Source organism: Ruegeria sp. L12, assembly GCF_056531745.1.
In genome coordinates, this window is the sequence record NZ_JBQFMH010000012.1 from 35,981 (window position 1) to 59,579 (window position 23,599).

Below are 23,599 nucleotides of genomic sequence, written 5' to 3' on the forward strand. Positions count from 1 at the left end.
TCAAGACCTTCGCGGTGCCGGCCCGGTCGAGTTGCCGACAACCAGCTCAGCCTCTAACAAGCGTGTTTTTGGTGGATCATTGGGTGCGTTGATCCGTTCGATCAGCATTTCAGCAGCCAGCTCTCCGGCATGTCTGACGGATGAGCGTGTTGCGGTGAAAATCGGCACGTCCTGCCCGTTGCGCATGTAGGACAGTTCGTCGTCATGCGCGATGACCGAGATATCGCGGCCCATCTTCAACCCGTTGTCTTCCAATGCGCGCCGGACACCGACTGCCGAGATGATGGAAGAGGCCAGAATGGCGGTGGGCGGGTCGGCAAGTTGCAGCATTTCACAGGCGGTTTGGTGGCCGTAAATCTCGGTCATTTCGGCGCTGCGCAGCAAGGCCGGATCGGGGGTGACCCCGGCCCCGGCAAGCGCTGCCAAATAGCCGTTTCGACGGCGCTGGGCAAAGTCCATCTCCTCAAGACCATTGATCAGCGCGATCCGGTGATGGCCCAGATCGATCAGAAACCGCGTTGCACGCTCGAAAGAGCGTTGGTTGTTCACGTCGATCCAATCATACGGCATGTCGGCCCCGGTCGAACGGCCATGCACGATGAACGGCACCCCCATCCGGGACAGCACGGAAATCCGTGGCTCATGCACCTTGGGACCCTGCAGCACGACGCCGTCCACGGCGCCGCGGTTGAACAGGCTGCGATAGGACGCCTCGATCGAAGTGTCGGTCGCGTGGGTGAACATCATGTCATAATTGTTCTCGGCGTATTTTCGGGCTGCACCGGCAACAAAATCCCCGAAGATCGGATTCACCATCTCGTGCCGCGATGAGGTGGGAATCACATGACCGATCACCATGGAGCGTCCCGTCGCCAGCCCCTTGGCGCGGCTGTTGGGGCGATATCCATGCTCATCTGCGGCGGCCTGAACCCGGATGCGCGTGCTCTCGTTCACCTCCGGATACCCGTTCAGCGCCCGGCTGACGGTTGTTTGAGAAAGACCAAGTATTTCCGAGAGTTTCTTAAGGTTCATGCTTTTCAAAGCGCCTTCAAATTTGGACAGTTTTTTAATGTTTCGATTTTCTGCCTCCGTCAAGTTGTTTTGAGAATATCCGAAAGAATATTATATTATTGGGGTTCGGGTTGCAGGATGTTGACTCAATTTGAATGTTAGCGCATAAACATCGTCATTCAAAGCGCTTTGAAAAATGAGTCCAAAGTGGCGCTGGGAGATTTGGGAGGAGAATTGATGAAACACTCGCTTTACGCAGGCGCGGCCACGTTCGCCCTGATGGCGGGCGCGGCACAGGCCGACAAGGTCACCGTGTTTGGGCCATGGCTGGGGCCGGACCAGGAAAACGTCGAGGCGGTACTGGATGGCTTTGCCGCCGCGACCGGGCATGAATATGCCTATGTCGGATCGGACAGTTTCGAACAGCAGATCAGAATCGATGCCGAGGCCGGTTCAGCGCCGAATGTGGCGGTCTTCCCACAGCCGGGCCTTGCGGCGGACATGGCTAAGTCGGGTTTTCTGACCCCGTTGAGCGACGGCACCGGCGATTGGATTCGTGACAACTATGCCGCCGGTCAGTCCTGGGTCGATCTGGGAACCTATCCGGGCGCAGACGGTCAGGACCATCTGTATGGCTTCTTCTACAAGGTCGATGTGAAGTCGCTGGTCTGGTACGTGCCCGAGAATTTCGAGGATGCGGGCTATGAAGTGCCGACCACGATGGAGGAGCTCAAAGCGCTGACCGATCAGATCGTCGCGGACGGAGAGACGCCCTGGTGTATCGGTCTGGGCTCCGGCGGCGCGACCGGCTGGCCCGCGACGGATTGGGTCGAAGATATGATGCTGCGCACCCAATCGCCCGAAGATTACGACGCCTGGGTCGCGAACGAGATGAAGTTCAATGATCCCAAGGTGGTCGAAGCCATCGAAGAGTTCGGAGCCTTCGCGCGCAATGACGACTATGTTGCAGGTGGCGCAGGTGCGGTAGCGACCACTGATTTCCGCGACAGCCCCAAGGGCATGTTCAGTTCACCGCCGCAATGTTACCTGCACCGTCAGGCATCATTCATCCCCGCCTTCTTCCCCGAAGGCACTATTGTGGGTGAGGACGCCGATTTCTTCTACTTCCCAGCTTATGAAGGCAAGGATCTGGGCAGCCCGGTACTGGGGGCCGGCACGCTGTGGGCGATTACCAACGACAGCCCTGCCGCGCATGATTTGATTGCATACCTGCAAACCCCCGAGGCGCACGAAATCTGGATGCAGCTGACCGGTTTCCTGACACCCCACAAAGGCGTCGATACCTCATTGTTCTCGGACCCGACGCTGAAGAAGATGAACGACATCCTTCTGGGCGCGACCACCTTCCGGTTTGACGGGTCCGACCTGATGCCGGGTGGCGTAGGGGCCGGGACCTTCTGGACCGGCATGGTTGATTACACCGGCGGCAAGTCCGCTCAGGACGTGGCCGACGAAATCCAATCCTCCTGGGATGCGCTGGACTAAGCGCGTCTGAGACCGGACGGCCCGTACGCCGGGCCGTCCATTCCCCTTCACAACGGAGAGCGTCATGCATCCGGCACTTCAAGGCCTGCTGACCATCGCCATCGGCGTGTCGGGCTGTGTGGGCTATTTCTATCTGTCGAACCAGTTTCTGGACAAGGTTCTGTTCCCGGCGCGCGGCCCGAATGCGGGGCGCAATATCAACCGCGCCAACATGATCCGGCCCTGGCTGTTCCTGTTTCCCGCGATGCTCGCGCTGGGCCTGTATCTAGCTTATCCGGTGTTTGAAACGCTGCGCCTGTCGCTGACCGATCGCATTCCCGGGGGCGGCTACGAATGGGTCGGTCTTGAGAATTATCGCCAGATGGCGGCCGAGCCGAAATTCTGGGAGGCCATGCGCAACAACATGCTCTGGCTGATCGTGGTTCCGGCGATGTCGACCGCGTTCGGGCTGCTGGTGGCGCAACTGACCGACCGTATCCGTTGGGGCAACGTGGCCAAGGCGCTGATCTTCATGCCGATGGCGATCTCGTTTGTCGGGGCCTCGGTGATCTGGAAACTGGTCTATGACACAAGGCCTGCCGAGCAGGACCAGATCGGCATTCTGAACGCGCTTTATATTTTCTTCGGCGGCACCGAGCCGCAGACCTGGCTGACGATCCCGTTCTGGAACAGCTTTTTCCTGATGATCGTGCTGGTCTGGATTCAGACCGGGTTTGCCATGGTCATCCTCTCTGCTGCCTTGCGCGGTATCCCCGAGGAAACCATCGAGGCCGCCATTCTGGACGGCGCCAACCCGTTCCAGATTTTCTTCAAGATCAAGGTGCCGCAGATCAAGACCACAATCCTCGTGGTGTGGACGACGATCACGATCACCGTTCTCAAAGTCTTCGACATCGTCTTTGCCATGACCAACGGGCAATGGGAAACGCAGGTGCTGGCCAACTACATGTTCGACAAGCTGTTCCGCGCCAATGACTGGGGTGTCGGGTCGGCCTCGGCCATGGTGATCATGTTGCTGGTGACACCGATCCTGATCTGGAACGTGCGCAATGCGCGCCAAGAGATGAAGTAGGGGGCTGGCATGAACGATATTGCAGGAACCAAACCGGCCCTCAGATGGGTGGTCCATGCCTCGGTCGTGCTTCTGGTGGTGCTGTGGGTGTTTCCGACGCTGGGTCTGCTGATCTCGTCCTTCCGAACGGCGGATCAGATTGCGACCAGCGGCTGGTGGCGCTCGCTGTTTCCGTCCGAGCAGAACCTGACCCTGCGCAGCGCCCCGCCCGAGACGCAGGTGCTTGAAAACGGGCTCTATGTGATTGAGGGCAATCTGTTTGATGCCGACGTGACGGCCAAAATCTCGAATTGGGGCGTCAGTTCTCGTGCCATCGACGCGTTCAAGCCGGGTGAGGTGGCCGAGTTGCGCAAGGGTGGGACGATCACGGTTGATGCCGATGGCAATTACCGGATGGAGAACACCGAGGAATTTTCGGGCAGTCGCGGCGTGCGCGTCTTTGTGACCGCCGAGTTGCCGCCTGAATTCACATTGCAGAACTATCATAAGGTGCTGCTGGCCGAAGACAGCACCGACAGCATGGGCAAGGCTTTTTTCAACACACTCACGGTGACGATCCCGGCAACGATCATCCCGATCCTTGTCGCCGCCTTTGCGGCCTATGCGCTGGCCTGGATGGATTTCCCGGGTCGTGCCCTGTTAATCGCAGCGGTGGTTGGCCTGTTGGTTGTGCCGTTGCAACTGGCGCTGATCCCGCTGCTGAAACTTCACCTGAGCATCGGCATCCCCAAGGGATATCTGGGCGTGTGGCTTGCGCATACCGGATTTGGGATGCCGCTGGCGATCTATCTGCTGCGCAACTACATGGCCGGGCTGCCCCGCGACCTGATCGAGAATGCGCGGGTCGATGGAGCGACAGAGTTCCAGATTTTCACCAAACTAATCCTGCCGCTCAGCTTTCCGGCCTTGGCCTCGTTCGCAATCTTCCAGTTCCTGTGGACATGGAACGATCTGCTGGTCGCCAAGGTGTTCCTGATCGATGCGACCGGCCAGACCACGGTGATGACCAACCGCATCGTCGAGTTGTTGGGCACGCGCGGCGGCAACTGGGAAATTCTGGCCACGGCGGCGTTCGTATCGATTGCGGTCCCGCTGGTGGTCTTCTTTGCAATGCAAAAATATCTGGTCCGCGGTTTGCTGGCCGGGTCTGTCAAATAAGGGCGTGTGATGAACGTGCAGAACAACGCGACACTTTCCAAAGCAACCAAAGCGACGCCGGATTGGTGGCGGGGCGGCGTGATCTATCAGGTCTATCCGCGCAGCTTTCAGGACAGCAACGGCGATGGGATCGGAGACCTGAAGGGGATTACCCGGCGGCTGGAATACATCGCCTCGCTTGGCGTTGATGCAGTCTGGGTTTCGCCGTTCTTCAAGTCTCCGATGAAGGATTTCGGGTATGATGTCAGCGATTACCGCGATGTCGATCCGATGTTCGGCACCATGGCCGATTTCAAAGAGCTGCTGGATCAGGCGCACGGCCTTGGGCTGAGGGTTATGATCGACCTCGTGCTGTCTCATACCTCGGACCAGCATGCGTGGTTCAAGGAAAGCCGCACCAGCCGGGATAATCCGAAATCCGACTGGTATGTCTGGGCCGATCCGAAACCGGACGGCACGTCGCCGAATAACTGGCTGGCGATCTTTGGCGGTTCGGCCTGGCAGTGGGATGCGCGGCGGTTGCAGTATTACCTGCACAACTTTCTGACCTCGCAGCCGGATTTGAACTTCCATAACCCGGACGTTCAGGATGCGGTGCTGGATGTGGCCCGCTTCTGGCTGGACATGGGGGTCGACGGGTTCCGTCTGGACACGATCAACTTCTATTTCCACGACGCACAATTGCGCGACAATCCGGGCCTTCCGTTGGATCAGCGCAACGCCACCATCGCGCCGATGGTGAACCCCTATAACCATCAGGATCACCTCTATTCCAAAAGCCAGCCCGAAAATATCGCCTTCCTCGAACGTCTGCGCGCGCTGACCGATGAATACGAAGGCCGCGCCTGTCTGGGTGAGGTCGGCGATGCGCAGCGCGGGCTCGAGATCATGGGCGCATACACCAGCGGCGATAAGCGGATGCATATGTGCTATGCCTTTGATTTCCTAGAAAAACGGACGTTGACGGCGACATATACAAAACAGGTCTTTGACCAACTGGCGGACAGGGCCGGTGATGCGTGGCCTTGCTGGGCGTTCTCGAACCATGACGTGCAGCGTCACACCTCGCGTTGGGGACTGAATGACTCTGCCATCCGTCAGCACGCCGTTCTGTTGATGTGCCTGCGCGGGTCTGCCTGTCTGTATCAGGGCGAAGAGTTGGGCCTGCCCGAGGCCGATGTCGCGTTCGAGGATTTGCAGGACCCTTATGGCATTGAATTCTGGCCGGAATTCAAGGGCCGGGACGGGTGTCGGACCCCCATGGTCTGGGCGGCGCAGGACGAACAATCCGGGTTCAGCACAAGCCGCCCCTGGCTGCCGGTCAGCTCTGCCCAAGCCGAACGCGCCGTCGACCGGATGGAGCAGGACCCGCAGTCGATGCTGCACTATTACCGCCACGCAATCGCGCTGCGTCACGCGCATTCGGCGCTGATGTCAGGTGCGCAGATCGGAATGTCACAGATCGGATCGGCTCTGACTTTCATTCGCGAGGATGAGACCGAGCAGGTATTCTGTGCCTTCAATCTGGGGCCGGAACCTGCCGAAGTGCCCTTGCCCAAAGGTGATTGGCATCTGATTGGGGAAGAGGTGGGCAGCGTTCAAGGCGCAGGCACGGTTACGCTGAACGCCGCGCAATTCTGTCTGTTGGCTCGGGAAAAGAGGTAAACCATGTCGGAACTCAAGCTCACGGATGTGGCCAAATCCTATGGCACGATTGATGTCCTGAAACATATCGATCTTGATATCGAGCAGGGCGAACTGATCGTCTTTGTCGGCCCGTCGGGCTGCGGCAAATCCACATTGTTGCGGATGATCGCCGGCCTTGAAAAGATCACCGGTGGCACGCTCGAGATCGAAGGGCAGGTGGTGAACGATGTTCCACCAGCGCAGCGGGGCATCGCGATGGTATTCCAGTCCTATGCGCTTTATCCGCATATGACGGTGCGCGAAAACATGGCCTTCGCGCTCAAGATCGCCAAGATGCCCGGCGCCGAGGTTGATGCCGCCGTAGAGCGTGCCGCGCAGATTCTGCAGCTTGAACCGCTGCTGGATCGTCTGCCCAAGGCACTGTCCGGCGGGCAGCGCCAGCGGGTAGCCATTGGCCGGGCCATCGTTCGCGACCCGAAAGTGTACCTGTTCGACGAGCCGCTCTCGAACCTTGACGCCGCCCTGCGCGTGGCGACGCGGATCGAGATTGCCCGTCTGAAAGAAGCGATGCCAGACAGCACGATGATCTACGTCACCCATGATCAGGTCGAAGCGATGACACTGGCCAGTCGTATCGTGGTTTTGGCCAACAAGGGAATCGCGCAGGTCGGAACGCCGCTGGAGCTTTACGAGACGCCCGACAATGAATTCGTTGCGCAATTCATCGGCTCACCCGCAATGAACCTGCTGCCGGGCACGATCACCGCGACCGGAGAATCCACGACTGTTGCGCTGGATGACGGCGGTGTCGCGGTTTCCTCGATCCCGACGGAGGCTGCGGATGAAGGCAAAAAGGTCAATATCGGTGTGCGGCCCGAGGATCTGGTGATGACAGAGGGCAGCGCCATCTATTCAGGTGTGGTGGATTTCACTGAGGCCCTGGGCGAGGTCACATTGCTCTATTTCGCGGCCCCCGAAGGTCGGGAGGCCGTGATTGCCAAGCTGCCGGGGGTGCAGCGCAATCTGCGCGGGCAAAGCGTTTCGGTCACGGCCGCCCCCGAGAAGGTGCATCTGTTCCACGATGGACAGTCGATGCGTCGTTAGCCCGAGGTGATCGCCGCAACAGCCGCGTGCACCGCTTCCTCGGTCAGGTCCAGATCCGCCTGCGTCACCGCGAGCGAGGGATAGAGCTTCCCGGGTGCCTTGAACACGCCCCTGTCACGCAGAACCGCATTGTAGCGCGCATTTCGACCGGGATCGTCATGCGCGGCGCTGCGATAGTCGCGGCAGGCCTGATCCGTGAAATAGATATCGAACAGCGTTTCGTCGCCGCAGATCCGATGCGGGACTCCGGCTTTGGTCAAAGCGTCGGACTGCATCGCCTGCAGCTTGCGCCCGGTGTCGCGCAGCCGGTCATAAGCGCCGTCGCGGGCCAGAATCTCCATCGTTTTCAGACCTGCGGCTGAGGCGACGGGATTGCCGGACAGCGTGCCCAGTTGCATCAGCCAATTGTCGGCACCGACTTTGTCCTTGTCGAAATGCTGCATGATCTCGGCGCTGGCGCCCAATGCAGCCAGAGGAAAGCCGCCGCCGATGATCTTGCCCAGCGTGCAGATATCCGGCGTCACGCCGTAACGTTCCTGCGCACCGCCATAGGCCAGCCGGAACCCGGTGACGATCTCGTCAAAGATCAGCAGGACATTGTGCTTGTCGCAGAGATCGCGCAGCCCTTGCAGATAGCCGGGCGCGGGCGGGACGATCCGCTGCAACGGCTCCGCGATGATCGCGGCCACGTCGTCATGTTCACCCAGCAGTGCCGCCACCGCTTCGAGGTCGTTGAATGGCGCGATCAGCATTTGATCGGCAACGCCCTGCGGGATACCGGCGCTGTCGGGCACGGCTTGGGGGAAATTGACGCGTTTGGCGGGCGCAAGGCTCATCTGTGCCTCGGCGCTCATGCCGTGATAGCCGCCCTCGAATTTCAGGATTTTGTCCTTGCCGGTATAGGCGCGCGCCAGACGGATCGCGTACATATCCGCCTCGCCGCCCGAAGCGACAAAGCGCACCTGTTCGCAGCAGGGCACCGCGTTCACGATGGCTTCGGCCAGTTCCACGCCTTTGCTATTGTTGGCAAAAAAGGTCATGCCCTTAGGCAATTGCTCCAGCACAGCGTCCATCACCTCGGGGTGGCCGTGGCCCAGCAGCATTGGGCCGGAGCCGATCAGATAGTCGACATATTCCTTGCCGTCCTCGTCCCAGACCCGACTGCCTTCACCGCGAGCAATGAGGATGCCGGGATCGAAATTGCCAAACCCCCCGGCAGGCAGAACCTCTTGCGCGCGGGCGATCCATTCAGATTGAGTGTGCGTCTTCAACATGTGTCAGGCCATTTCCAAAATCGGAGTTCCAAGGAGGTCCAGGTCAGGCGTCACGCCCAACCCCGGACCATCGGGTGGCGCGATCCGACCGTCCGCACGTATCGGTGCATCCGGGCAGAGGCGTGGAGAGACGTAAGAGGACAGATCGCAGGTGTTCATCAGCGAACCATGCGGCGTGGAGGCGGCAAAATGCAATGAGGCGGCGGTCACAATATCGGAACCCCAGGTGCATTCGGCGCAAATCTCGGCCCCCAGATGAACTGTCAGATCACGGGCGCGGCGCATCGCCGACAGGCCGCCGAACTTGGACAGTTTCAGCGCCACGGCATCCATACAGCCCAGTTCCGACGCACGCATCAACGAGGCCAGATCATGTGCGTTTTCGTCGATTTTCATTGGCAAGCCGGTGGCCTGACGGACGGCGGCGCAATCCTCCAGCGTCTTGCAGGGCTGTTCCAGCATGACATCCAGATGCGCGACGGCACGTCCGGTGCGGGTGGCCTGCAGGCGGGATGCGCCACAGTTCCAATCGCCATAGACCAGCGGGCCTGGGCCTACCGCCTCGCGTACCTTGATCAGCCGCTCCGCGTCGGCCTGCCAGTCACCTTCGACCCCCAGCTTGACCTGAAACTGCCGGATGCCGGTCTGATAGGCGGCTTGGGCGATCCGCACCATCTCGTCTGGCGCGACACAGGTGATCGAGTGATAAAGCGGCATGTCCTTGCGCGTCCGCCCGCCCAGAAGGGCATGAACCGGCTGACCCGTCGCCTTGCCAAACAGGTCCCACAGGGCGATATCGACAATCGACTTGGCATGGGCGTGCCCCTGAAGGAACCCATCCAGTTTGCGCATCGGGGCATCCACCCCAAATGGCGACATACCGAGAACCTCGGGACCCATCTCGGCCACTGCGCTTGGCACGCCTTTGGCAAAGGCCGGCAGGTAGTGCGGGATCGGGCAGACCTCGCCCCAGCCTTTCAGGCCGGTATCCGTTTCAATGCACAGCACATGGGTTTCGACTGTCGCGCAGGTTTTGCCATCGGCCATGTAATAGGTCTCGTGGCTGGTCAGGTCGATGGACCAGAGGGATATCTTGGTGATCTTCATGCAACCCGTCCTTTGGGTTTGAGTGTGGTGTGGTGAGAGGGGCCAGCCCCTCTCTTAGCCTGCGGCCAATTCACTCTCCGGGATATTTTTGGCCAGATGAAGGGGCGGATCATCGCGGGGCCTTGTAGGTTGCGATTGGTGGGCCGAGGGTGTCCTCGTCGGGGTGGACGCCGAGGCCGGGTGTTTCCGGCAGGTGCAGGTGGCCGTTTGTGTTGCGGGGGCCGCGCCCGCCAGCGATGTCTACGGTGATCATGTCCTGACAGGTCCAGACCGCAAGGCAATTGGCATCCGGTAATGTTGCGGCCAGATGCAGGGCCTCGGCATCGGCCAGCACCGTGCCACCTGTGGCCATGATGAACATGTCGATCCCATGCGCTAATGCGACGTCCCGCACTCGGGCGGCTTTGGTCAGTCCACCGACGCGGTTGAGTTTGATGCCGAAGATCTCGGCGATGCCTTCGTGGGCAATGCGGGTGGCGTCCTGCAGGGTGACGAGGCTTTCGTCTACCGAGACGGGCGAGGCGTGTTTGCCGGAAATCGCTGCGATATCGTCCAGCGTTTCGCAGGGTTGTTCGATCATCACGTTGAGGTCTTCGACCGCGCTCATCACCCGCAGCGCCTGCTGCCGGGTCCAGCCGCGATTGACGTCATAAAGAATGATGTCATCGGGGGTGCGCAGGCTTTCGACGTCTCGGATGCGAGCAATATCACGTGCCACATCGCCACCGATCTTGACAGAATGGGCGATGTAGCCGCGTTGGCGATAACGGTCGATCTCGGCGCGGGTGTCTTCGACCGTTTTTGCCCCCACAGATGAGGCGATACGGCGCGGGGTACGGGAACCGCCACCCATCAGGTCGGCAATCGGCAGTCCAGCCGCCTGACCGGCAATGTCCCAGCAGGCCATGTCAATCGGGCTTTTGGCATAGAGATGTCCGGGCAGGGCCAGATCCATCACCCGTTCCACATCCAGCACCCGGCGCGGATCGAGGCCCAGTACAAACGGCGCCATGGTCTCGATCCCGGCCCGAATGCCGGGACCGTGGGCCGGGACATAGGTGTGCCCCCAGGGCGTGCCTTCGCCCCATCCGGTCAACCCGGCATCGGTTTCGAGTTTCACCAGCGTTGCATCCAGCGTTTCGAATTTCAGCCGCCCCGCAGACAGCCAATATGGACGCGCCAGCGGCAGGTCGATCTGATACACGGTGATGGATGTGATCTTCATAAGCTGTACTCTGCCACCGGTTCGCCGAGGCTTTCAAAGTCAGGAACGACACCCATGCCGGGAGTATCTGGCGCAAACAATTTACCGTTCCGCGCGACGGCCCCGCCAATCCCTGTCGAACGTGTGTTGTAATTCATCAAGTCCGTGGTGTTTTGCAGGTACTCGGGCGGCGTCGACGCTGCGAAATGAGCCACGACGGCGGTTGCAATCTCACCGCCCCATGTATCCTCGCTGACCACCGGGATGCGGTTTTCGATCAGATAATCGCGCACCCGCCGCGCCTTGCTGATCCCGCCAAGATTAGAGATTTTCAGGCAGCAGATTTCGGCCCCGCGATCCGCAACGATCCGTTGGGCCATGTGCATACCGGTCAGGCATTCATCCAGTTTCATCGGCTGTTCCGCGACGCGGCGCACCTGCTGACATTCCTCATAGGTTCGGCAGGGTTGTTCGAGGATGAAATCCAGGTCCCTGGTCGCGCGGGCCACCCGGATCGCATTGTCGACCCGCCAGCCCTGATTGGCGTCGGCCATCGCCTTTTCTCCGGCGTTCAGCAATGGCACGGTGGCCCGTATCCGGTCGATATCTGTGGCCCAATCGCCACCGACCTTGATTTGGAACTGGCGAAACCCCTGATTCCGATAGGCGTTCATTTCGGCGATGGTCTGGCCCGTCGCTTTCTGTGGCGCGACCCGGTACATCGGCGCGCCATCGGTCAATTTACCCCCCAACAGCATCCACACCGGCTGATCGCAGGCTTGACCCAAAATGTCCCAGCAGGCCGCATCAAACGGAGCCTTGGCATAGCCGTGGCCCTGCACAAGATGATCAATCAATTGTTCGATCCGTGCGACCTGCCGCGGGTCTTCGCCCAGCAACCCGGGTGCGACCAGCCTGGCCAGTGCGGGAACGCCCTCGGAATGGGCGACCATATAATTCTCGCCGCAGGGCGTGAATTCGCCACAGCCTTGCAGACCCGCATCGGTGTCGATGACCACGACCGAGGCGATGGCCGTTTCGATCGCATTGCCCGCCCCCCAGGCATAAGCGCCGCCTACATAGGGCAACCCGATCTGGTAGATGCGGACGCGGTTGATCTTCATGGAGAATCCATCTGCGGCAGGGCGTTCAGACCTGCGCCGCGCCATAGTACAAAGGTCAGGATGGGTTGATCGATCGTTGTCATCGCATGACTTTGCCAGCTTTGGTGCAGCCGGGTCTGACCGGGACCGACATAAGCCTCGTTACCTTCGATCCGGAATTGCGCGCCACCTGCGAGGGTCACATAGAGTTCCTCGGCCTGATGGCTATGCCAGTCATAGTTCAGACCCTTGCCCCAGTAGGCGACATACCCGCGCAATTGAGTCGAGCGGAAATGTCCGGTAGGCCCGAACAACTCGTAATACCCATAACGCGCGAGGAAATCCGCGCCGACCTCTTCCTCGGTATAGGTCAGTTTCCAGTTCGCCAGTTCAGCAGTGGCCGTGATGGTTTTGACCAAGCGATGTGTGGCGTCGGATCCGGGAAGATCGAAATCGCGCACCAGCCGGGCCGCCGGGACCGGCGAAGGTGACGTGTCCGTTGATACCAGATCGGTGGGCCAGTCGGCGAACCCGGCCAGATCAGGATGTGCCTGATGCAGTTGACGGGCGGCGTCCAATACATCGTCCAGTGTCATGGGATCACCACGATATTGCCGGTGTGTTTCTTGGCGATGAAAGCAGACTGCGCCGCGTGCAACTCGCTTAGGGGATACGTCGCGGCAAGTGCAGGTTTCACCTCGCTTGCCTCAATATAGCGCACGAGGTTTTGCATCACTTCCGGGGGGATCACGGTCGAACCGGTAAAGGTCAGGTCGCGCAAATAGAAAGTGCGCAGGTCAAACTCGACAATCGGACCCGCAATAGCGCCCGCGCAGGTATAGCGCCCGCCACGTTCCAGAATGTCGATGAGCGTGGACCAATATGGCCCGCCCACCACATCGGCAACGACGGCGATTTTTTCGTCGCCCAACGCGGCGCGCAGGTCGTCCGGGGCGCGGGGCAGGATGCGGTCGGGACCGAGAATTGCGACGTCGGCGTGCTTGGCCTCGTACGCCATGGCGATCACCCGCGCACCGCGTCGTTTGGCCAGTTGTAGCAGAGCGCCGCCGACGCCCCCCGATGCGCCGGGCACCAGAACGGTGTCATTTTCCGAGACATTTGCACGGGTCAGCATCCCTTCGGCGGTTGAGTAAGAGCAGGAGAATGTCGCCAACTCTGCATCCGACAGAGGGGATTGGATCGCGATGGCGTTTCGCGCGGGGATTGTCGTGTATTGCGCAAATCCGCCATCCCGTTCCGAGCCGAAATAGCCGGTCTTGTTCTTGTTCAAGGGTTCCGCCGGATCGCGCAGCCAGCAATCGGTGATCACCCTTTCGCCGATCCGACGCGGGTCTACACCTTCGCCCACAGCGACGATCTCGCCGCACACATCGGCGCCCTGAATGCGTGGGAAAACCAAAGGCGCACCACCCCATGTCGGGTCCTCGGCGCCGACCTCATCGTAAGCGCCGCCAGTCGTGGCATCGCTTACGGTTTTTGAATACCAGCCCGAGCGTGTGTTCACGTCCGTGTTGTTCAACCCGCAGGCTCCGACCCGGATCAGCACTTCGCCTGAGATGGGCGAAGGGCAGGGCCAGTCTTCGTGCCAGACCATCTGATCCAGATCGCCATGCCCCATGGTTACCATCGCCTGCATTGTTGTGGGCGGGGTCATTGGGCGGGCTCCAGCGCGGCATCTGTGCGGGGCAGCAGGCTTTGTGGATCGTAAGCAGGTTCGGACAGGACGCGTGCGGCACGGGGCGCGCCATGGATGATGACCTGCAGTTCGGTGCCCGCAACAGCGGCTTCGGGTTTGATATAGGCAAAGGCCAGAATCTTACCCACCGTATGCCCATAGGCCACGGATGCGGTCGAACCGACAACGCGCCCGTCCAGCAACACGGCCTCTCCACCATGCCCGTCGACCTCGCCATCCGGTTCGATCTCAAGATAGGCGCAGATCCACGGCAAATCGGTGTTCAGGGTCTTTTCCTTACCTAAGTAGTCCTTGTCGGTGCGGGAAAAGCGCAGCACATCAGCTTCGGCCAGCGTAACCTCGTTGGTCAGTTCTCCGGCCCCTTTGAAAGCTTTCTCCATCCGCATGACATTCATCGCGAAGCTGCCGTAGTCGGCGATGCCGTGTGGCTCACCGGTGGCCCAGAGCGCGTTGTAAACGTCCAGACAGGCGGCGTTGGGCATGTGCAGTTCCCAGCCAAGCTCACCGGCATAGGACATCCGGAAAGCCCAGACCTCATGGCCTGCGATTCCAATCTGCTGCGCCGACAGCCAGCGAAAACCGGCATTGCTGAGGTCAGCATCTGTGCAAGCGCTCAGTACATCGCGCGACCTTGGTCCGTTCAGGGACAGCGCCGACCAATCAGCCGAAAGCGCGGTGATCGTGACATTTTCACCGTCGCGCTGTTGCGCCAGATGATCCAGCAGGCGTTGTTCGAAAAACGCTGCACAAACAAGATAGTAACGGTCCTGCGCCATGCGGACGATGGTTGTTTCCAGTTCAATCCGGCCCCGGCGGTTGAGCATATGTGTCAGAGTGATCGAACCATCTTTCTGCGGCATCCGGTTCGCGGTCAGCCGATCCAGCAGGGCATAGGCGCCCGGGCCCGAAACCTCGACCTTGGTGAAGGCGGTGACATCCATGATGCCGACCCGGTCGCGCACGGCTTTGACCTCAGCCGCGACCATGTCGTCCTCAGCAGTCCGGCGGAAGGAATAGTGATCCTGCTGCGTCACCCCATCGCGTGCGAACCAGCGCGGGCGTTCAAAACCATAGACCTCTTCATGCACCGCGCCCTTTGATTTCAGTACTTCATACAGAGGCGACGGTTTGATCGGGCGACCCGCCAGCCGGTTGAAATGCGGGAAGGGGATTTCGTGGCGCAGACAATAGTCTTCCTCGGCCTTGATGACTTGCCAGTCCTTCGTGGCATAGCTGCCAAACCGGCGCGGGTCATAGTCACGCATCGAGATATCGGCGGCCCCGTGCACCATCCAGCGGGCCAGCTCGCGCGTCAGGCCCGGCCCCCAGCCGATCCCGATCTGCGTGCCGCAGCAGCACCAGTAATTCCGCGCGCCCGGCGCAGGTCCGATCAGCGGGTTGCCATCGGGCGGATGGCTGATAGCGCCATGTACCTCTCGCTGAATGCCCAGCTCCGCAAAGATCGGCATACGGTTCAGGCTTTCCTCAAGCCACGGCATCACCCGATCATAATCCGCATCGAACAGCCAGTTCTCGTAATCCCACGGGCAATGATCGTGCCAGACGGAATTGGGGTTTTCTTTCTCGTAAATCCCCATCAGGCCACGCTTTTGCTCCATTCGGATATAGCCCGACACCTTTTTGTCGTCGCGGATCACAGGCAGTTCTTTGTCCAGAGCCTCGAATTCCGGCACTGGTTCGGTGACGAAGTAATGGTGCGTCATCGACGTCATCGGCAGTTGCAGGCCCGACCATTCGCCCATCTGCCGGGCATAGGTGCCGCCCGCGTTGACCACATGCTCGCAGGTGATCGTGCCTTTCGGCGTCTCGACCACCCATTCGCCGGTCTCGGACTGCGTGATGTTTGTCGCCTGACACTGCCGGATGATCCGGACACCTTTTTGACGCGCGCCTGCAGCCATCGCCATGGTCACATTGGTTGGGTCCACATGACCATCATCAGGCGTGTGCAACGCGCCCAACACACCATCCAGATTATAGAACGGATGCAACTCGGCCACGCGATCCGGGCCGACAAGCTCGATATTGAAGCCCAGCGAGCGACCCACGGACAGGGTATGGCGCAGCCAGTCCATCTCATCCTTAGTATAGGCCAGCCGGAATGAGCCGCAGCCATGCCATGTCACGGCCTGCCCGGTCTCGGCTTCTAAAGCACCGGAATACAGACCAATATTGTAATCGACGCATTTGCCCAGGCCAAAGCTAGAGGTCGAATGGGTGATCTGCCCCGCCGCATGCCAGGTGCTACCGCTGGTCAGTTCGGCCTTTTCCAGCAGCACGGTATCTGCACCCCAGCCCTCGTGCCCAAGGTGGTAGGCAAGGCCCACGCCCATCACTCCGCCACCCACAATAACCACGCGTGCGTGGGTCGGGAAATCAGATGCCATCGGATCAATCCTCTGAGTCGATTTTGTCTCGACACCGTAAGCAAACAAAAGTACCATCGTCAATCATGAATGGGACAAATGTATCAAATGCGATTCTCGAACGATTGGCGGATGAACTGTCCGAGCTGACACCCGAGGCGCGCAAAGCCGCAACTTATGTGCTGGAAAATCCGCGCGACGTGGGGGTTTCGACTGTGCGCGAAATCGCCGAGGCCGCGAATGTGAAACCCAACACCATCGTCCGCATGGCGCGGCAGGTGGGGTTTGAAGGGTATGAGGACTTCCGTGTGCCCTTCCGCGAGGCGATCCGGCGTGGGCAGGCCGATTTCCCCGACCGTGCCCGCTGGCTGCAGGATATTCGCAAATCCGGCAACATGGGCGGGCTTTACGCCGACATGGTTCAGGACGCCCTGCGCAATCTGGAAGAAACCTTCGCCAATATCTCCTCCGAGCAGTTGAAGGCCGCGGCCGAGGATATCTGGAATTCGCGCAATGTGTTCGTTTTGGGTGTTGGGGTGAACAACTCGAACGCGCGAAACTTTGTCTATCTGGCATCGACCGGGATGGTGCAGTTCCATGCCATCCCGCGCGCTGGGTCAAACCCGATCGACGATCTGGCCTGGGCGGACAAACGCGATGTGCTGATCGCCATGACCTGCAAACCTTACCGCAATGAGGTGGTCGAGGCGGTACAGGTCGCGCGCGAGCAGGGGCTGACAGTCGTGGGTCTGTCTGACAGCCCGGCCAGTCCGATCCTGCGCACCGCTGACCATGGCTTTGTCATCTCGGCAGATACGCCGCAATTCTTCCCGTCCTCGGTCAGTACGGTTGCCTTGCTGGAAACGCTGCTGTCCTTCGTGATCGCCGTTGCCAGCGACGAGATCGTCGAACGGGTCGAGACCTTTCACAAACGCCGCCATCAGCTTGGCCTTTACCACGCGGAGGACTCGTGACAGCCCCCATCCAATCCCTTGCAGCCCGGTACTATACCGACCCCGCCATATTTCGGTTGGAAACCGAAGGGTTGCTGGCGCGTACATGGCAGTTTGGCTGCCACGCCTCTGAACTGGCAGAGCCGGGCGCATATGTCGCGTTTGATGTCGCCGGACAGGACCTGTTCGCCATCCGGGGTCGTGATGACAAGATCCGCGTGTTCTACAACGTCTGCCAGCACCGCGCGCACCAACTGGTCGAGGGTACGGGCACCACGCGTGTCGTCGTCTGCCCCTACCACGCCTGGACCTACGAACTGACCGGAGAGTTGCGGGCCGGGCCAAATCTCAAGGCGGTTGAAGGGTTCGACAAATCCTCCGTCTGCCTGAACGAAGTGCGCAGCGAAGAGTTTCTGGGCTTTGTCTTCGTCAACCTCGACCCAGACGCGGCACCAATGGACGAATGGTTCCCGAATGCCCGCGCCGAGCTTGAAGAATGGGTGCCAAACTGGAGTGACCTGAAACCGCTGGAATGGGTCGAGATACCGGAACTGTGCAACTGGAAGGTCTCGGTCGAGAACTACTCGGAATGCTACCACTGCTCGCTCAACCATCCGACCTTTGCGAACGGTGTGGTCAGGCCGGAAACCTACGACATCCAACCTCAGGGTATGTGCCTGCGTCATACGACGGAATGCCAGAGCCTTGAGAACATGACTTACGACATTCAGTCGGGCTTTAGGCATTTCGATGAGTATTCCAGTTGGTTCCTCTGGCCGATGTTCTCGTTTCAGGTTTATCCGGGGAATGTGCTGAACACCTATCACTGGCGCGCCGTGGATGCCGATCACGTGGTGGTCTGGCGGGGCTGGTATTCGGTGGGCGGCGTGGATGACCCTAAGATACGGCAACTGGCAGCGCAGGATCGGGCCACCACGGTGGAAGAAGATATCCGGCTGGTCGAATCCGTGCAGCGCGGTCTGCATTCGCGCGGATATCGTCCGGGCCCTCTGGTGATTGACCCTAAGGGCGGGGTGAATTCAGAGCATCCCGTCATGCACCTTCAGAAATGGATGCGCGAAGCGGTTGACGGGCAGCCTCAGTAAAAGGACCAAGTGATGAGCACATTTGACGAAGACCTGTTTCTGAAAGGTCTGGAACAGCGCAAGGCGACGCTGGGCGCGGAATATGTCGAAAAGAACCTGGCCGCGGCCGACGATTTCACCCGCCCGTTTCAGGAGGCGATGACCGCCTGGTGCTGGGGGTTCGGCTGGGGTGACGATGTGATCGATGCCAAGACGCGGTCCATGATGAACCTGTCGATGATTGGCGCGCTGGGCAAAATGCATGAATGGGAAATCCATTGCCGGGGCGCGATCAACAACGGTGTCACGACCGAGGAAATCCGCGCCATCATCCATGTTATCGGCATCTATTGCGGCGTGCCACAGGCGCTGGAATGCTTCCGCGTGGCCCGTAAGGTGATCGAGGGCTAAGCGCCTTAGTGAAAATCCCGGCTTGGGAACAGCCGTTTGGCCTGTTCACGGGGATGACGGGCGCTCGGGCCGTTCTGCCGGGGGCGTGGGGTGTCATCCGCTTGCGGTTGGGTGATGCCGATGGCCTCGTCCAGAGGATGCCCAAGCTCGGACAGTTTGTGCGACATGTCGGTGATCTCCTGCGCGATCAGATGCACGACGATCCCCTCGCGCTGCAGATACCCGCGGACCTGCAACAGCCGCCCGCCCATCACGATCCGGCGAAAGCGTTCATAGACCTTGGGCCAGACAACCACGTTGCTGACGCCGGTTTCATCCTCGAGCGTCAGAAAGATCACGCCCGAGGCGGTTCCCGGCCGCTGGCGCGTGATTACCAGCCCGCAGACGCTGTAGCGGCCCAGCGGGATGTCCTGCAGCGTGGCATGGGGCACAAGGCCGGGCAGGGACGGGCGTAACAGCTCCATCGGGTGCGCGCGCAGGGTCAGGCGGGTCGAGACGTAATCCTCGACCACTTCTTCGCCCAGATGCATGACCGGCAGGTCAACGCGTGGCTCGTTGATGCTCTCGCCATCGATCGGGTCATTGAACAGCGGCAGGGCGGTCCGGCTGCGGATGGCTTTGACATGCCACAGGGCGTCGCGCCGGGTCAGGTCCATGCCGGAGAACGCATCCGCCTCGGCCAGACGGGTCAGCACATCCGGGCGCAATCCGGCCCGCAGCCACAGCGTTTCGGGGTCCGGATAGCCATTGCCCCGCGCGGCCACGATCCAATCCGCGTCTTCCTGCTTGAACCCCTTGATCTGGCGAAAACCTAGCCGCAGGGCCAACGCCCCGTCTGCGCGGCGTTCCAGCAGATTGTCCCAGGTCGAGGCGTTGACGCAGACCGGGCGGATCTCGACCCCATGCTCGCGCGCGTCCCGCACGATCTGGGCGGGGGCATAAAACCCCATGGGCTGCGAATTCAACAGCGCGCAGGAGAAGATCGCCGGGTGGTGGCATTTCATCCAGGCCGAGACATAGGCCAGCATCGCAAAAGCCGCCGCATGGCTTTCGGGAAAGCCGTAATCGGCAAAGCCTTCGATCTGGCCAAAGCAGCGGTCGGCGACCTCGGGCGAATAACCATTGTTCAGCATCCCCGCGATGAACTTGTCGCGATAGGTGCCAATCGTCCCCATCCGCCGGAACGAAGCCAGCGAACGGCGCAGGTGATCGGCCTCTTCCGCCGAAAACCCTGCCCCGACCACGGCGATTTGCAGGGCCTGTTCCTGAAACAGCGGCACGCCCAGCGTGCGCCGGGTCACCTCTTCCAAGGCAGGGCCGAAGGGTTCGGATTTCTCCAGCCCGTTGCGCCGCCGGATATAGGGCTGCACCATATCGCCCTGAATAGGGCCGGGGCGGACGATGGCGACCTCGATCACCAGATCATAGAACTCGCGCGGCCTCATCCGGGGCAGGAAATTCATCTGTGCCCGGCTTTCGACCTGAAACACGCCCACCGCATCAGCGGCGCAGAGCATGTCGTAGGTTGCCGTGTCCTCTTGCGGGACGGTCGCGATGCTGAGGGTTTCGCCGTTGTGCTGCTGCATCAGGTCAAACGCCTTGCGGATGCAGCTGAGCATCCCCAACCCCAATATATCCACCTTCAGAATGCCAAGCGCGTCGATGTCGTCCTTGTCCCACCCGATCACGGTGCGGTCTTCCATCGCGGCGTTTTCGATTGGGCACAGCTCATCCAGCCGCCCTTTGGTGATGACGAACCCGCCCACATGCTGCGACAGGTGGCGCGGGAAGCCGATGATCTCGCCGATCAGGCGGACGGTCTGCATCAGGCGCCGGTCCTTGAGGTCGAGGCCCAGTTCCTGCAGCCTTTCCGCGTCAACGCCGCCATTGCTCATCCCCCAGATCTGGCCGGACAGACCCGCGGTGACGTCCTGAGACAGCCCCATCACCTTGCCCACCTCGCGGATCGCCGCGCGGGATCGGAAATGGATGACCGTGGCACAGAGGCCGGCGCGGTGGCGGCCGTATTTCTCGTAAATCCACTGGATCACCTCTTCGCGCCGTTCATGTTCGAAATCCACGTCGATATCTGGCGGCTCGCCCCGGTGTTTCGAGACGAAACGTTCGAACACCATGGCGATCATGTCGGGGCTGACATCGGTGATGCCCAGCAGGTAACACAGGATCGAATTGGCGGCTGATCCGCGCCCCTGACACAGAATGCCCTGTGAACGCGCGAATTGCACAATGTCATGCACGGTCAGGAAATAGGCCGGGAAATCCAGATCCGCGACCAAGGCCAGCTCTTTCTGCATCAATTGCAGCGCACGTTCGGGCGGGCCACCCGGATAGCGCCGTTTCAGCCCCTCGCGCGCCAGACGTTCCAGCCGCGCCTGCGGGGTCTCGGTGCTGGCGATCTCGTCTGGGTATTCGTAGGACAGCTCACTCAGGTCAAAGCTGCAGCGGTCGGCGATTTCCAGTGTGCGGCGCAGCGCGCCGGGGTGGTCCTGAAACAGCCGGGCCATATCTGCATAACCTTTCAGCCGCCGTTCGGCATTGGGCAGGGCGCTTGTGCCGATCTGGTCAATGGTGACGTGCTCGCGCATGCAGGTCAGCACATCGGCCAGTTGGCGGCGGCTGCCACGGTGCATCAGCACATCCCCCACCGCCGCCATAGGGGCCGAGGTCTGCTGTGACGCCTGCGCGCAGGCCGCCAGATAGGCCCGGTCACTGCCGTCATAGCGCGGTGCGGCACCCAGAAAGACCGCATTGGGGAACTGCCGCCGGACGGTCTGAATGTCGGGGATGGCCTGCTTCAACCCCGCCTGCGGCAGCGCGATCAGGATCATCCCCTGACAGGCCGCCAGCATATCCTGCAGATCCAGATGGCACTCCCCTTTCTCGGCCCGCCGCTTGCCCAGCGTCAGCAGGCGGGTCAGCCGCTGGTAGGCGGCGCGGTCACGGGGCAGGGCCAACCAGTGCACCGCGCTGTCGCGCAGAACCAGCCGGCAGCCGACGATCAGCTTGGGCAGGGCGGGCACATCCGGTTTGTCGAGCGGCTGCACATGCCCGACCTCTTGTCGGGATGAAGAATCGAGGCGGTGCTGCGAGCGGATCTGAACCGCCCCTTCGGCCTCGCGCCGCAGCTCTTTCAGCGCGCTCCAGCCCCGAACCACCCCGGCCAGTGAGTTCCGGTCGGTGATTGCGATGGCCTTCAGGCCCAGTTCGGCCGCGCGGGTCACCAGCTCTTCGGGGTGGGACGCCCCGGTCAGGAAGGTGAAATTGGTGGTCACGCCCAACTCGGCATAGCCGGGGTCCTGCGCGTGTGAGCTGGGCGGGTTCGGTTTGCTCATGCGAATTCCCCATGCACGAACCATCCCGGATTTTGCGGCGTGTAATACAGCCACAACCGCCGCCCCTGCCGGGTTTCGACCTGCCAGTAATCGCGCAAGCCCGTGCGCCAGTTCTCGTCCTCCAGCCACCATTCGGGGCAGATGCGTTCAGGGCCGGTTGAGCGGCCCGTGGTCAGCGACATGCGCCGCCAGCGAAAGCGGCGCGGCGGATGTGGGCCCGATCCGGCAATGGGTTCCGGAGGAAACAGTTGCAGAGGGCGCGGACGCAGGGCGGCCCACCCGCCTGCGGGGTCGGAATAGGCGGCGGGCGAGATGATGAAGCTGCGCTCGGGGATATGGCTTTGCGCAGGCAGCAGGCGGTGGATTTGTTCCAGCCCGATCCGGGTGCCGATGCGGGTGATCAGGTCGTCCAACTGATCCTTGTCCCGGCTTACGGCGCGGCTGATCTGGCGCACGGGCAGGGGTTCGACCTGCGTGGCCTGCAGCCGGAACTGATCGATCCCGAAGCCCGCATCCACCTCGGCCAGTCCGCGTTCGAACAGGGGCAGGATGCGATGCGGATCGCGCAGGGGGCGGGCAAGGCGCAGCTCGACCTGCTGGTGATCCTGATCCACCCGGCGCAGGGTCATGCACAGCTTGCGCGCACCCATCTCTTGCGCTTTCAGCTTGTCGCAGAGCCGTTCCAGCAGCCGTTCGGCCCCGGCCATCATGTCGGACAGCAGGCCAATGGGTTCAGGCAGGGTCATGCGCACGCCGTAATGGGGCGGATCGGCCAACGGGGTGATCTGTTCGGGTTGATCCCCCAGCGCCTGATCCAGCCGCATCAGCGCCTCGGGGCCAAACCGGCGCGTCAATGGCGCGCGCGGGGTTTGCGCCAGCTCGCCAATCCGGCGCAGGCCCAGCCGTTGCAGCGCGACCGAGGTGTCCTCATCCAGCCGCAGCGCCGCCACCGGCAGGGCGCGGATGGCTTTCAGCGTATCCTCATCCGCGACCCCTTCACCATAATGCGCCAGGGCCCAGGCCGCGCCGCGTGTCGGGGCAAGGCCGATCTGCACCGCCAGCCCGGCCCGGGCCAGACGCCTGCGCATATCGGTCAGCATCATCTCTTCCCCGCCCGCAAGATGCGCCGATCCGGTGATGTCCAGAACCAGCCCATCCTCACCCTCGAGCCCGACCCAGGGGCAATAGCGGGTCGCCCAGCGGCGCAAAGCGTGCAGAAACCGCTGATCCCCCTGCGGGTCGGCGGGATGGCTTTGCAGATCGGGGCAAAAGGCGCGGGCATCGGAGTAGGGCATGCCGCAATGCAGGCCCTGCCGCTGGGCCTGCGTGTTCAGGCAATACACCCGGTTTGCATTGTTCTGTTTCAGCGTCAGAACAAACGGCCCCTCGACCGGACGCAGACGCAGAGCCCGGTCGCTTGCCAGCCGGGGAAACCACAGTGAAACGATACGCCGTCGGGTGCCATCGAGCATGCTGGAAACCAAATGTTCTGTATTTGTTCTTTTTA

18 protein-coding genes are annotated in these 23,599 nt (G+C 61.1%); 8 read left to right on the forward strand and 10 right to left on the reverse strand.

Annotated features, from left to right (window positions below; translation table 11 throughout):
• The gene (locus ACR0K9_RS17315) at positions 1 to 1,032 is read right to left on the reverse strand and encodes a LacI family DNA-binding transcriptional regulator (protein WP_480825064.1); all 1,032 of its coding nucleotides are present in this window, start codon (positions 1,030 to 1,032) and stop codon (positions 1 to 3) included.
• A gap of 216 nt (positions 1,033 to 1,248) precedes the next feature.
• Here ACR0K9_RS17315 and ACR0K9_RS17320 point away from each other — a divergent pair, with 216 nt between their 5' ends.
• The 5 genes from ACR0K9_RS17320 (at position 1,249) to ACR0K9_RS17340 (ending at position 7,498) form a co-directional block, all read left to right on the forward strand.
• Complete coding sequence (locus ACR0K9_RS17320) at positions 1,249 to 2,517, forward strand: ABC transporter substrate-binding protein (protein WP_480825066.1); 1,269 nt, start codon at positions 1,249 to 1,251, stop codon at positions 2,515 to 2,517.
• Between the two features lie 64 nt (positions 2,518 to 2,581).
• Positions 2,582 to 3,589 (forward strand): carbohydrate ABC transporter permease, encoded by a 1,008-nt coding sequence (locus ACR0K9_RS17325; protein ID WP_480825068.1) that lies wholly within the window; start codon positions 2,582 to 2,584, stop codon positions 3,587 to 3,589.
• A gap of 9 nt (positions 3,590 to 3,598) precedes the next feature.
• The gene (locus ACR0K9_RS17330; RefSeq protein WP_480825070.1) at positions 3,599 to 4,747 is read left to right on the forward strand and encodes a carbohydrate ABC transporter permease; all 1,149 of its coding nucleotides are present in this window, start codon (positions 3,599 to 3,601) and stop codon (positions 4,745 to 4,747) included.
• Between the two features lie 9 nt (positions 4,748 to 4,756).
• Complete coding sequence (locus ACR0K9_RS17335) at positions 4,757 to 6,412, forward strand: alpha-glucosidase (RefSeq protein WP_480825072.1); 1,656 nt, start codon at positions 4,757 to 4,759, stop codon at positions 6,410 to 6,412.
• Between the two features lie 3 nt (positions 6,413 to 6,415).
• Positions 6,416 to 7,498 (forward strand): ABC transporter ATP-binding protein, encoded by a 1,083-nt coding sequence (locus tag ACR0K9_RS17340; protein ID WP_480825074.1) that lies wholly within the window; start codon positions 6,416 to 6,418, stop codon positions 7,496 to 7,498.
• On the opposite strand, the gene ACR0K9_RS17345 is transcribed toward ACR0K9_RS17340, so the two are convergent.
• From ACR0K9_RS17345 to ACR0K9_RS17375, 7 genes are all read right to left on the reverse strand, one after another.
• Positions 7,495 to 8,772, reverse strand: a complete 1,278-nt coding sequence (locus ACR0K9_RS17345) for an aspartate aminotransferase family protein (RefSeq protein ID WP_480825076.1) — start codon at positions 8,770 to 8,772, stop codon at positions 7,495 to 7,497. The genes ACR0K9_RS17340 and ACR0K9_RS17345 overlap by 4 nt on opposite strands.
• 3 nt (positions 8,773 to 8,775) lie before the next feature.
• Positions 8,776 to 9,879: a mandelate racemase/muconate lactonizing enzyme family protein gene (locus tag ACR0K9_RS17350; protein ID WP_480825078.1), complete on the reverse strand. Its 1,104-nt coding sequence runs from the start codon at positions 9,877 to 9,879 to the stop codon at positions 8,776 to 8,778.
• Positions 9,880 to 9,988: 109 nt separating this feature from the next.
• Positions 9,989 to 11,104, reverse strand: coding sequence for a mandelate racemase/muconate lactonizing enzyme family protein (locus tag ACR0K9_RS17355; RefSeq protein ID WP_480825080.1), 1,116 nt, complete (start codon positions 11,102 to 11,104; stop codon positions 9,989 to 9,991).
• Entirely contained in the window at positions 11,101 to 12,207 is a 1,107-nt protein-coding gene (locus ACR0K9_RS17360) for a mandelate racemase/muconate lactonizing enzyme family protein (protein WP_480825082.1), read from the reverse strand. Before ACR0K9_RS17360 ends, ACR0K9_RS17355 begins: the two co-directional genes overlap by 4 nt.
• On the reverse strand, positions 12,204 to 12,782 hold the full coding sequence (locus ACR0K9_RS17365) for a dimethylsulfonioproprionate lyase family protein (RefSeq protein WP_480825084.1): 579 nt from the start codon (positions 12,780 to 12,782) through the stop codon (positions 12,204 to 12,206). The genes ACR0K9_RS17360 and ACR0K9_RS17365 overlap by 4 nt, the downstream gene beginning before the upstream one ends.
• On the reverse strand, positions 12,779 to 13,861 hold the full coding sequence (locus ACR0K9_RS17370; RefSeq protein ID WP_480825086.1) for an alcohol dehydrogenase family protein: 1,083 nt from the start codon (positions 13,859 to 13,861) through the stop codon (positions 12,779 to 12,781). The genes ACR0K9_RS17365 and ACR0K9_RS17370 overlap by 4 nt, the downstream gene beginning before the upstream one ends.
• Positions 13,858 to 16,311: an FAD-dependent oxidoreductase gene (locus ACR0K9_RS17375; RefSeq protein ID WP_480825088.1), complete on the reverse strand. Its 2,454-nt coding sequence runs from the start codon at positions 16,309 to 16,311 to the stop codon at positions 13,858 to 13,860. The genes ACR0K9_RS17370 and ACR0K9_RS17375 overlap by 4 nt, the downstream gene beginning before the upstream one ends.
• A gap of 65 nt (positions 16,312 to 16,376) precedes the next feature.
• Here ACR0K9_RS17375 and ACR0K9_RS17380 point away from each other — a divergent pair, with 65 nt between their 5' ends.
• The 3 genes from ACR0K9_RS17380 to ACR0K9_RS17390 are packed head-to-tail and all read left to right on the forward strand — an operon-like array spanning position 16,377 to position 18,739.
• Positions 16,377 to 17,264 (forward strand): MurR/RpiR family transcriptional regulator, encoded by an 888-nt coding sequence (locus tag ACR0K9_RS17380; protein WP_480825090.1) that lies wholly within the window; start codon positions 16,377 to 16,379, stop codon positions 17,262 to 17,264.
• Positions 17,261 to 18,349 carry an aromatic ring-hydroxylating oxygenase subunit alpha gene (locus ACR0K9_RS17385; RefSeq protein WP_480825092.1) on the forward strand — a complete coding sequence of 363 codons (1,089 nt, stop codon included), beginning with the start codon at positions 17,261 to 17,263 and terminating at the stop codon, positions 18,347 to 18,349. Before ACR0K9_RS17380 ends, ACR0K9_RS17385 begins: the two co-directional genes overlap by 4 nt.
• A 12-nt stretch (positions 18,350 to 18,361) precedes the next feature.
• Entirely contained in the window at positions 18,362 to 18,739 is a 378-nt protein-coding gene (locus tag ACR0K9_RS17390) for a carboxymuconolactone decarboxylase family protein (protein WP_480470619.1), read from the forward strand.
• A 5-nt stretch (positions 18,740 to 18,744) separates the two neighbouring features.
• Here ACR0K9_RS17390 and ACR0K9_RS17395 read toward each other — a convergent pair whose 3' ends face one another.
• Both ACR0K9_RS17395 and ACR0K9_RS17400 read right to left on the reverse strand, forming a co-directional pair.
• Entirely contained in the window at positions 18,745 to 22,092 is a 3,348-nt protein-coding gene (locus ACR0K9_RS17395; RefSeq protein ID WP_480825094.1) for an error-prone DNA polymerase, read from the reverse strand.
• On the reverse strand, positions 22,089 to 23,564 hold the full coding sequence (locus tag ACR0K9_RS17400; RefSeq protein WP_480825096.1) for a Y-family DNA polymerase: 1,476 nt from the start codon (positions 23,562 to 23,564) through the stop codon (positions 22,089 to 22,091). Before ACR0K9_RS17400 ends, ACR0K9_RS17395 begins: the two co-directional genes overlap by 4 nt.
• Positions 23,565 to 23,599: the final 35 nt, after the last annotated feature.